Source organism: Paenibacillus forsythiae T98 (genome assembly GCF_000520735.1).
GTDB lineage: Bacteria > Bacillota > Bacilli > Paenibacillales > Paenibacillaceae > Paenibacillus_AQ > Paenibacillus_AQ forsythiae.
On the sequence record NZ_ASSC01000133.1, the window covers coordinates 1 to 10,425 of the forward strand.

Genomic DNA, 10,425 nt, shown 5'->3' on the forward strand with positions numbered 1-10,425 from the left:
GTTACGATTGCCGGCCGCCCATGAGCTAAAATTAAAGCTGGAATTTTGAATACTAAGGCAAGCAAGCTGGGACCGATCCGGAGTTATTCCTGGCACGCCCCCGCTTTTCTGTTTCTCTATATATCAGTAATCGGCAGAGTATATGATTTTTGTTACATTGGATTCGTTTAGAAAAACGTTAAACGTTTAAAATGTAAATATGTATCGTGAAGATGTATAATTATGCTCAGTGATAAATAAAGGGGAACATGCTATGAACAATGACTTTAGCCGAATCGGCATTATCGATATCGGCTCCAACTCCATCAGACTCGTCATCTATGAAACTACGCCCGAGGGCGGGTACCGGATTATCAAGGAATCCAAATATTCGGCCCGCCTGAGCGAGAAGATCACCAAGGAGGGCCGACTGGAACGCGAGGCGCTGGAAACCATTGTTCCGGTCCTCCTGCAGTTCAAGATGGTCTGCCGGGTATACGGCGTGTCCCGGGTCCGCACAGGCGCAACGGCGGCGATCCGGAATGCGGCCAACTCCGAAGAGATCACCTCGTTTCTCTCCGATGCGGCGGAGATGCCGATCGAAATCATCAGCGGGCAGCAGGAAGCCTATTTCGGCTTTCTCGGCGTCATCAACGCATTCGATGTCGAAGACGGCTTTGTCATCGATATCGGCGGCGGGAGTACGGAGATTACGCTGTTTCAAAACCGGAGCTACCGGCACAGCATTTCCTTTCCGTTCGGAGCGGTCAATACCAATGTGATGTTTGGACAGGGAGGCAATTGGAGCGGGGAGCAGGTGCGCAGGCTGGAGGCTTTCGTCCGTGAGCATCTTGCCGATTGCGATTGGCTCCGGGCAGGCAAAGGGCTTCCTTTATACGGCCTTGGGGGAACGCTGCGGACGCTTGGCAAGATGGATCAGAAAGGGCGGAATTATTCCCTTCCCAATTCGCATGGATATACGATATCCACCGAGACGATCAAGAGGTTCATGGAGACCCTCCCGGCGATGTCATACGACAAGCGGAAGAATATTGACGGCCTGTCCAAGAGCCGGGCGGATATTATCGTCTCGGGGCTTATTATTTTCCACACTGTATACCAGTATATTGGCGCCGGCCAGGCGGTCATAAGCGGAGAAGGGCTTCGCGAGGGAATGCTGCACGATCTGCTGGAGCCGGAGCACCCGGTACGCGCAAGCGCGCTGGAGTACAGTCTCGGAACGCTGCGGCGCTTGAACGGGGAGGCTTCGGCCGATTTCTTATATGATGTCCACAAAATCGCGCAGAGCTTGTACGCGGCGCTCAAAGGCGGAAGCGCCTCAAACGAGCAGGAAATACTCATCTATGTATCGGCCATGCTCTACCGCGTCGGCGCCAATATTAACTATTACCAGTCCAAGCGGCATACCCGCTACTGGCTGATGAACTCCCCGATCCGGGGACTTACCCACCGCCAGCTCGTGCTGTGCGCCATGATCGCCTCGTACAGCACAAAAAGCCGGAAGCAGAAGCTGTCCACGGACCACAAGGACATTCTCCTGCCTTCCGACGAGGAATGGATACACAAGCTCGGTTCGCTTGTTCAGCTAAGCGCGGCTCTTGACAATGGCGAGTCCGGAATTGAGCAACAGATTAACCCCCGCCTGAACGGGGGAAGCCTTGATATCGAAATTCTGGGCAATCAGCGGTCACTCTTGAAGCTTGAGGAAATCGACAACGCCCTCAAGGTGTTCAGGAATGCATGGGATCTGAAGATAAAGCTTGAGTATATTTCCAATTCTCAACATGCATAGCAGCGAATTGGCTCCGGAAAGGGGCCAGTTCGTCGTTTGGCCGCTCATAGTTGCCGCTTGGGAGCAGGAAGCGTGATTTCTGGTTGTCCCGCAGCGACATCTCCAGAATCTGAACCACCTGTTCACGGGCGGTTTTATCCCCGACAGGGCACATTAATTCTACCCGGCGTGTCAGATTTCGCGTCATCCAGTCGGCGCTGGACAAATACACCTCCGGCTCTCCGCCGTTCTCGAAGTAGTAGATCCGGGAATGCTCCAGAAAGCGGTCGACGATGCTGCGGACCGTGATCCGTTCGCTCAGGCCCGGTACGCCGGGGCGAAGGCAGCAGACCCCGCGGACAATCAGATCAATCGAAACGCCGGACTGGCCCGCCTCATATAAATCATCGATCACCTGCTGGTTGGAGAGGGAGTTCATCTTCGCGACGATCCGGGCCGGACGCCCGTTCGCCGCATGCTCGCTCTCCCGCTCGATCAGCTTCTTCAGTGAATTGCTCATGCTGTAGGGAGCGACGAAGAAGGAGTTCCAGTCGCAGTTGGCGGAATATCCAGTGATCTGGTTGAACAGCTCGGAAGCGTCCAGGCCCACCTCGTAATGCGAGGTGAAGAGACTGATATCCGTATATAGCTTGGCGGTATTTTCATTGTAATTTCCCGTCCCGATATGCACATAGCGGCGCAGCTCATTGCCTTCCTGACGGACGATCAGGGTGATTTTGGCATGGGTCTTCAGGCCAACCAATCCGTACACCACGTGGCAGCCCGCCTGCTCCAGCTTCCGGGCCCACGCAATATTCCGCTCTTCATCGAACCTCGCTTTAAGCTCCACCACGACGGTTACCTGCTTGCCCGATCCCGCCGCGCGCGCGAGCGCGGTAATGAGCGGCGAATTGCCGCTGACCCGGTACAGCGTCATTTTGATCGCCATGACCTGCTCGTCCTCGGACGCCTGGGTAATGAAATCGATGAATGATTCAAAGGATTCATATGGATGATACACCAGAACGTCGCGCTCCCGCAGCACCTCGAAGAAATCCTCGGTTTCCTCGAACTCGGCCGGGTAGACGGGCTCAACCGGCGGATAGTTCAGATAACTGTGTCCCTTGAAGCCTCCGGCGAATTGCCGCAGAAATCCAAGATCGAGTGGACCGTCAATCTCATACACGAAATGCTCGGCTTCGAATTCGGCCTGAAGCTGCTCCAGCGCGTACGGATGGATGCCCTTTTGGACCTCCAGTCTGACCGGTACGCCGCGCCGGCGTTTGCGGAGTTCCTTCTCAATCTCCTCCAGCAAATCCTCGGCGCCTTCTTCGTCAATGCTGAGATCGGAATTTCGCGTAAGGCGGAACTCATTGACGGCGACCGGATGATAGCCGCTGAACAGCGTCCCGATATGAGCGCGGATAACATCCTCGATATACACGAACTGCCTCCGCTTGCTGTTGGCCCGGTGCGGGAGAGGAATGCAGCGCGGCAGATTGGACGGAATTTGCAAAATGGCGAAGAAGAATTCGTCATGCTCTTTATTTTTTTTCGTCAGAACGACGGCCAGATAAATAAACAGACTGTGGACAAGCGGGAAAGGCCGGCTCTGATCCACGGCCATCGGCGTTAATACAGGGAAAATGATATCCCGGTAATATTGCTCTACTGCGGCTTCCTGGGCGTGGGTCAAATCCTCATAATCGACAAGAATGATGCCTTCCTTGTTCAGACTCCGGGAAATGTCCCGGAAGGTCCGGTACTGATCGGCGACAATTTTGCCGACGCGCTTGTACAGGCGTTTGTGGAGGCCGGAAGGAGTATAGCCGGTAAAGTCTTTTTTCGTATAGCCCGCTCGGATTTGATCCTGAATGCCCGCTACCCGGACGCTGATGAATTCATCCAGGTTGCTGGAGACGATGCCGAGGAATTTGGCCCGTTCCATCAAAGGATTATTCGGATCCTGGGCTTCCTCCAGCACGCGGCGGTTGAACTCAATCCAGCTCAGATCCCGGTTCAGATAGGCGGCCGACGGACTGCTGTGAATGTTTTTTTTCGCTTCTTCGCTCATGACTCCTCCAAATTCATAACCAAATGGGTCGATTCTGGCGATATCATCTTATTTTAACATACCGTGAAGACAATGTATTAATCTCCGTTTTTGACGGATACCCTCGCCGATTCCCCTTTATTTTACCTTTTGTGACAGCTTTGATTGTTAACGCAGTGTAAAATATTTAAGCTGTGTCCGCTGCGATCCATAAAATATTTCAAAGTGGTAACAATTACAAATGATATAGTTACAAAATTGTGATATATTAAAAATTGCCGGGGCTTTTGTAATGATGAAAAAACTGGATGGAAGAAATACATAGAGGATTTTTTTCGGAAGGGAAATAGAGGAGGAAGTTATGAAGCTTGGAATCTCATGGATAAAATCCGCCGCCGCTTTGTGCCTTGGAGTGCTGCTGATGGCTTCGCCGGCGTATGCGGACAGGATTCACGTTGCAGGGAAACAGACCACCTTTTATGCAGTAGCCAAAAAGTACGGAGTGGATATAGCGGCATTAATGAAAGCGAATCCGACAATTGACCCGCTTAATCTGTATCCCGGACTGAGACTCGTTATTCCCGGTCAGGCTTCGGGCACAGTCCAGGCTTCCGCCGGACCCCGGGCGATGAGCACGGCACGGGCGGTAGCGCTGGCCGCAGAGAGCGATTTGAAGACGGTGGAGGCCTGGGGCAAGACCTACAATTATGACAAAACGCTGCAGGTTAAAGCATCGGCGTATTCCTCGGCTGCAAGCGAGAATGGTCCATGGGGGGCCGTTGATTACTTTGGCAATCCGCTGAAGCTAGGGACGATCGCCGTTGATCCGGATATCATTCCGCTCGGAACGAAGGTGCTGGTGACCGGATATTCCCATCCCGGCCTGCCGAAGCAGGCTTTTGTGGCAACCGCCTCGGATAAAGGCAGCGCCATCCAGGGCAACCGCATCGACATATTCATCCCCGGAAGCCGAAGCTTCGTTTCCGAATTTGGTTACCAGAATGTGCAGCTGTACCTGATTAAATAGCATCATGATAAGAAACGAAGGCAGGCCGGGAGGTCCGCTTCGTTTCTTTTTTTGCCTGGTGGGCGGCGGTAGCTTTCTATTTCCGCTCCGGCACATTCAGCATGTCCGGCACGGTAACAAAGGTGTAGCCTTTGCGCCGCAGCGTTTCTATGACATCCGGCAACGCCTCTATGGTGCCCCTCAGATTGCTGCCCGTGCCGCCTCCGCCATGCTGAAGGATGATCGACCCTTTGCCGGCATGGGACAAAATATTGCGTTTGACCTGCGCGCGGGACAAGCCCTTCCAATCCAGAGAATCGACATTCCAGTTGACCAGCTTGTAGCCTCGGGCTTCCGCCCATTTGAGCTGCTGCTCGGTGATTTCGCCGTAAGGAGGGCGGATGAGCCTTGGCCTGAATCCGGTTATGCGGCCTATTATTCTTTCCGTGCGGATGATTTGGGAACGGAATTGCCGCATGCCGAGCTTCGGGAATTGGGGATGGCTGTACGAATGGTTGCCGATGCTGTGCCCTTCCCTCACAATTCGCTTGACAAGCGCGGGATGCTTGGCCGCCCGGTTTCCTACTATAAAAAAGGTCGCTTTCACCCGGTACTTCCGAAGCACATCCAGAATCTGCGGCGTGAACCTGGGGTCCGGGACGTCGTCAAACGTCAGCGCGATTCTCTGGAGCCGGGGGCCGTTCGTCTTGATCGCATTCGGATATTTGCGGATCAGCTGTCCAAGGGACAGCGGCGCCGCCGCCGGCTTGCTGGCCGGTTCCCGCTCTGCGCTCCGGGTCAGGTGCCTTTCATTCTTTAAAGCGGGGCGCTTCGAGGATGCTTCGAGCGTCCAAGGGGCATGGCAGGCGATATGGCTTCCGCCGGGTTCGCTTTCTGAACCCCCTCTTGCCGATCCTGTCCGACAGGCATCCGGATCAGACGAGCAGCCCGAGAGGCAACAGATGAACGTGCAAATAAGGCCCAAAATGATCATTCTGGCAAAGCGGACTTCAATCATCATCTTGCGCTCCTTTCAAATCCGGCCGTTACTACGCTTGTTATTCCACAACCGGGAGCAAAACATGCAAATTCCGGCAGCCGAATTCATTATTTCTTGGAGCTTCCGATACGTGTATACTGTTAAACAACGGATGCTTGCCAGTTATCGAAAATAACATTAATAATTGTGAAGAAGATCACAGATTTTGTTAAGCTTCTCAGGCATCTTTAATAAGATAAAATTTTAAGGAGCTTGATATAGTGGGGACGGTTATAAGTAACGAGCGGCTGGCGGATAATGTTTACCATCTCCGGGTGAGCGGAGATTATGGCGGCGAGATGGGCCAATTCTACATGCTGCGGGCATGGGGAGCTTATCCTGTCCTGTCCAGGCCGCTGAGCATACATCAGGTGGGAGACGGAGAAATTGACTTTCTGTATCATGTCGTAGGGGAAGGGACCGAGCTGTTCGCCCAGCTCACTCCGGGCGACTCTATTCAACTGGAGGGGCCTTTCGGCAGCGGCTTCCCTGCGGTGACGGGACGGGTTGCGCTGGTCGGAGGAGGCATCGGCATTGCGCCGCTGCTGTATTGCTCCCGCGAGCTTCCCGGCTGCGACGTATATCTCGGATTCAGCCGGGAGCCCTTTCGGACGGAGGCGTTCCGCCCTTACGCCGCGAAGCTGTCAGTCGATGTCGGCGGGCTCATTCTGGACAGTGTCGATTTTGCGGAGTATGACCATATATTCGTATGCGGACCGCATCCGATGCTTAAAGCGGCCCAGCTTAAAGGGATTGCCGCGGCTACCTCGGGAAGCTCGGTGAATGTGTATTTGTCGCTGGAGAACCGCATGGCCTGCGGAATTGGGGCGTGCCTTGTCTGCAGCGTATCCTGCAAGGACGGACAGCGGAAGGCCTGTGCGGACGGGCCGGTATTTTTGGCGGAGGAGGTAATATTCCATGATTAGAATCGGCGATTCTTCACCCGGCAATACGGAGCTTGATTTGACTACCCGCATTGCCGGGGTTACGTTCAAGAACCCGGTCGTTATGGCTTCAGGAACCTTCGGCTTCGGCAAGGAATATGCCAGATATTATGATGTGAACGAACTCGGCGGCATTTCAGGCAAGGGACTGACGCTTCATCCCAAGGCGGGAAACCAGGGAACCCGTGTGTATGAGACGGCATCGGGGATGCTGAACAGCGTCGGGCTGGAGAACCCGGGAGTTGCCGCTTTTCTGGACAAGGAATGCGCGTACTGGGAGACGCTGGACACCGTCCGGATCGTGAACCTCGGGGGGAATACCTTTGAGGATTACGTCGCCGGAGCGGAGCTGATTCAGAAAGACGCCGATGCGCGCGGCCGCAAAGCGGTTGACATGATCGAGCTGAACATTTCCTGTCCGAATGTCAAGGAAGGCGGGATCGCCTTTGGCATCCGGACCTGTGACGCGCGCGAGCTGGTGCGGGCCGTCCGCCGGGCGACGAAGCTGCCTCTGTCGGTCAAGCTCTCGCCGAATGCGGAGGATATCGCCGATATGGCGCTCATGTGCCAGGAAGAGGGGGCGGATGCCGTCTCCCTCATTAATACCATCTCCGGAATGAAGATTGATGTGCGGCGTCGGCGCAGCGTATTCAACAATCTTTACGCGGGGCTGTCCGGTCCGGCCATCAAGCCGATTGCGCTGCGTATGGTGCATCAGGTGGCCAAAAGAGTGGAGATACCGATCATCGGCATGGGCGGAATTTCCTCGGCGACGGATATCATTGAATTCATTATGGCGGGAGCGGCCGTCGTGCAGGTGGGAACCTATAATTTTATGAATATGCGAGCAGGCCATGACCTGCTGAGGGACCTCCGCCAGTTTATGATTGAAGAAAATATAGCTTCCCTGGATGAAATAAGAGGCATTGTCTAAAAACGGTTAATATATTTACGGAGGGATGCTCGTGTCTTCGCAAAGCTTTGATCCGGGCGATATCGTCTTGTCGGAAACGGCGGTGGGACAAGATATTTTGCTGCTGATTACGGGCGGAGTCCGGCATATCGGCGCTGCCAGCACCGCTTATCCCGGCGAGCATGGGGCCTTGGTGACGACTTCGGCCGTTCCCGGCCACAAGGAGCATACCATCAGCGAATCGGTCGCCCTCAAAGTGGCCGAAGCGCTGCGCAGAACGGTAACGGTTGTCATGGGCATTCATTACGACGATCTGTCCAAAGAACAAATCGCGCAGGTGGTTGAGATTGTAGAGCGTAAGGTGGAGCAATATTTGGCGGGCAAGATATAAAAAAATGAAACGCGCCCGATTTTCCTGCGTACCACATATCAATGAGTATTTTAAAACCATCTTTTGGAGGAATGAACCATGTCGATTTTTAAAAGATTGCGCGATCTGACCCTGTCCAACATCAATGCAATCATTGACAAAGCCGAAGATCCGATCAAGATGACCGACCAATATATCCGTGATATGACAGAGGATCTGGAGGATGCCGAGAAGGCGGTAGCCGCCCAAATCGCGATCGAGAAGAAATTCAAGCAGCTCTACGAGGAGCAGGAGGCGCTGGTCAACAAACGCAACCAGCAGGCGCATACCGCCGCGCAGGCAGGCAACGTCGACCTGGCCCGCCGGGCGCTCGAAGAGAAGAAGACCGCCGAAGGCAAGCTGGCGGAATACAAGACCAGCTATGACCAGAACAAGGCGTCTGCGGATAATCTTCGGGGTAAGCTGGAGGAAATGCGCAAGCAGCTGAACCAGATGAAGAGCAAGCGTGAGACGCTGGTCGCCCGTTACAACGCCGCCAAGGCGCAGACGGAAATAAATAAAGCGATGAGCGGGTTCAGCTCCGATTCTGCCACTGCCGGACTGAAACGGATGGAGGAGAAGATGCTCCAGGCCGAAGCGCAGGCGGAAGCGAGCAACGAGATGAGCGCCCGGGGCAAATCGCTGGATGAAGAGTTCGAGCAGCTGGGCAAGGACCAGGGAGTGGAAGACGAGCTGGCCGCCTTGATGAAGCAGTATGATAAGCAATAACGGGTACTCCCGCGAAGATTAGCGGTCCGGGTATGAGGCGGAGGAGAGACGGCGGCGCCGTTTCTCCTTTCGTTTTGCAGAGACTTATCATGAGAGGGAGGATGCCTTGATGAGTATATGGAAGCGTATTGGAAATTTGTTCGCGAAGGATGAGCCGCCCGTGCGGGAGAAGAGCATGCTGCAGCTGGCCCCCGGCGATATTTGCGAAGTCTCGCTTGTTACTTACGAGGTAACGGGGCGGGTAAGCAATTTCGGCCGGAATGCAGCGCTGTTGACGCTTCGGGATGGCACGGCAATCGCCTATTTGCATATTGAGCAGAGGGAAGAGCTGCGCTATGCGCTGTACAAGGCGATCGACGGCCGTCTGGATAGTTTGACGGAGGTTCCCGCGACGATGGAGTTGGATGACATTGTATACTATCTGGAGGAAGAGTATGAAGGCCACGTATCCGCTGCCGGACAGACGCCTTTTATGAACGCGGGCGACCAGCATGTGTGGCAGTATCAGTCGGATGAAGGGCAGCTGCTCCGGATCGAGTGGCAGAACGGGCGCTTTATGCTGTATGAAGGAGAGAAAATCATTCCGGGCGATGTGAGAGTCATCCGCGGCGCATAAGCGCCCTCAGTCAACATTTGAAAGCTGTATAACTGTAAAGCTGTACAATCGAAGCAGGCATGCCTTGGCGCATTCCTGCTTTTTCTATTGTTATGCCCCATGCGTGTCAGCCGGGCTTGGGACATCCTATTTCGGAACAGCATAATCGGTGTGATACAATAAGTGCGAGAAATCTATGCTCAGATAAAGAACAGAAACGGGAGGGGCTCTTAATGGCTGACCGGGAAGCAAAAAGCGATAAGTTTATGCGTAAGGTCCTGCAGGTGCAGGAAGCTCAGAACAGAATTTTGGCACACATCAGGAGGCTTGAGCGTGAGACGGTGCCGCTTGAAGAGGCTCAGGGGCGTTATTTAGCGGAAAATATAGCGGCGCCGCATCCATTCCCCGCATTCCCCCGTTCGGGCATGGACGGCTATGCGATCGTCGCGGCGGATACGGAGAAATGTCCTGGCGGCGGAGAAGTGTGGCTGCGGGTGGTCGACAACATTCCCTGCGGCTCGGTGTCTGCAGGGGCGATTATCCCCGGCACGGCGGCGCGGATTATGACCGGGGCGCAGGTGCCGGAGGGCGCCGACGCCGTCGTCATGCTGGAGATGACGGAGACCCGCGAGGTTGACGGCGTTCCCTGTGTTGGCATCCGCAAGCCGATTGCAAGCGGCGCCAACGTGACACCCGTCGGCCTGGAGGTGAGCCAGGGCGAGACTGTGCTGGCGGCCGGACGCAAGCTTGCGGCGGGAGATATCGCCGTGCTGGCGGCGTTCGGCATAGCGGAAGTGCCGGTTCTGCGCAGGCCCAAGGTTGGCGTATTCGCCACAGGCACTGAGCTGCTGGATGTGAAGGAGCCGCTTCAGCCCGGCAGAATTCGCAACAGCAACTCCCCGATGCTGCAAGCGCTGGTCAGAGAAGCGGGGGGCGAGCCGGTAATGCTTGGCACAATCCCAGACG

Annotated in this window: 10 protein-coding genes; 8 read left to right on the forward strand and 2 right to left on the reverse strand. The window is 54.8% G+C overall.

The window, feature by feature from the left end; all coding sequences use genetic code 11:
* Positions 1-253 precede the first annotated feature (253 nt).
* Positions 254-1,792 carry a Ppx/GppA family phosphatase gene (locus tag L692_RS0104790; RefSeq protein ID WP_025697681.1) on the forward strand — a complete coding sequence of 513 codons (1,539 nt, stop codon included), beginning with the start codon at positions 254-256 and terminating at the stop codon, positions 1,790-1,792.
* Here the strand turns inward: L692_RS0104790 and ppk1 are convergent.
* Complete coding sequence (gene ppk1 / locus L692_RS0104795) at positions 1,731-3,845, reverse strand: polyphosphate kinase 1 (protein ID WP_025697683.1); 2,115 nt, start codon at positions 3,843-3,845, stop codon at positions 1,731-1,733. The genes L692_RS0104790 and ppk1 overlap by 62 nt on opposite strands.
* 340 nt (positions 3,846-4,185) lie before the next feature.
* Here ppk1 and L692_RS0104800 point away from each other — a divergent pair, with 340 nt between their 5' ends.
* Complete coding sequence (locus L692_RS0104800) at positions 4,186-4,851, forward strand: 3D domain-containing protein (protein WP_036721989.1); 666 nt, start codon at positions 4,186-4,188, stop codon at positions 4,849-4,851.
* A gap of 76 nt (positions 4,852-4,927) precedes the next feature.
* Here L692_RS0104800 and L692_RS27760 read toward each other — a convergent pair whose 3' ends face one another.
* Positions 4,928-5,851: a polysaccharide deacetylase family protein gene (locus L692_RS27760; protein ID WP_232238728.1), complete on the reverse strand. Its 924-nt coding sequence runs from the start codon at positions 5,849-5,851 to the stop codon at positions 4,928-4,930.
* 239 nt (positions 5,852-6,090) lie between these two features.
* On the opposite strand from L692_RS27760, the gene L692_RS0104810 reads away from it, so the two are divergent.
* The 6 genes from L692_RS0104810 to L692_RS0104835 all read left to right on the forward strand — a co-directional run.
* Entirely contained in the window at positions 6,091-6,795 is a 705-nt protein-coding gene (locus L692_RS0104810) for a dihydroorotate dehydrogenase electron transfer subunit (RefSeq protein ID WP_025697689.1), read from the forward strand.
* Entirely contained in the window at positions 6,788-7,747 is a 960-nt protein-coding gene (locus L692_RS0104815) for a dihydroorotate dehydrogenase (protein ID WP_025697691.1), read from the forward strand. The genes L692_RS0104810 and L692_RS0104815 overlap by 8 nt, the downstream gene beginning before the upstream one ends.
* 31 nt (positions 7,748-7,778) lie before the next feature.
* Complete coding sequence (lpdD, locus tag L692_RS0104820) at positions 7,779-8,117, forward strand: prenylated flavin chaperone LpdD (RefSeq protein ID WP_025697693.1); 339 nt, start codon at positions 7,779-7,781, stop codon at positions 8,115-8,117.
* A 78-nt stretch (positions 8,118-8,195) separates the two neighbouring features.
* Complete coding sequence (locus L692_RS0104825; protein WP_025697695.1) at positions 8,196-8,864, forward strand: PspA/IM30 family protein; 669 nt, start codon at positions 8,196-8,198, stop codon at positions 8,862-8,864.
* Between the two features lie 109 nt (positions 8,865-8,973).
* Complete coding sequence (locus tag L692_RS0104830; RefSeq protein ID WP_025697697.1) at positions 8,974-9,480, forward strand: DUF4178 domain-containing protein; 507 nt, start codon at positions 8,974-8,976, stop codon at positions 9,478-9,480.
* 212 nt (positions 9,481-9,692) lie between these two features.
* The coding region (locus L692_RS0104835) for a molybdopterin molybdotransferase MoeA (RefSeq protein WP_025697699.1) at positions 9,693-10,425 on the forward strand (733 nt) is incomplete at its 3' end.

Coding starts and splice junctions, on each gene's coding strand:
- L692_RS0104800 (WP_036721989.1), top strand. CDS start 4,186: ATGAAGCTTGGAATCTCATGGATAAAATCCGCCGCCGCTTTGTGCCTT.
- L692_RS0104815 (WP_025697691.1), top strand. CDS start 6,788: ATGATTAGAATCGGCGATTCTTCACCCGGCAATACGGAGCTTGATTTG.
- L692_RS0104825 (WP_025697695.1), top strand. CDS start 8,196: ATGTCGATTTTTAAAAGATTGCGCGATCTGACCCTGTCCAACATCAAT.
- L692_RS0104790 (WP_025697681.1), top strand. CDS start 254: ATGAACAATGACTTTAGCCGAATCGGCATTATCGATATCGGCTCCAAC.
- ppk1 (WP_025697683.1), bottom strand. CDS start 3,845: ATGAGCGAAGAAGCGAAAAAAAACATTCACAGCAGTCCGTCGGCCGCC.
- L692_RS27760 (WP_232238728.1), bottom strand. CDS start 5,851: ATGATGATTGAAGTCCGCTTTGCCAGAATGATCATTTTGGGCCTTATT.
- L692_RS0104830 (WP_025697697.1), top strand. CDS start 8,974: ATGAGTATATGGAAGCGTATTGGAAATTTGTTCGCGAAGGATGAGCCG.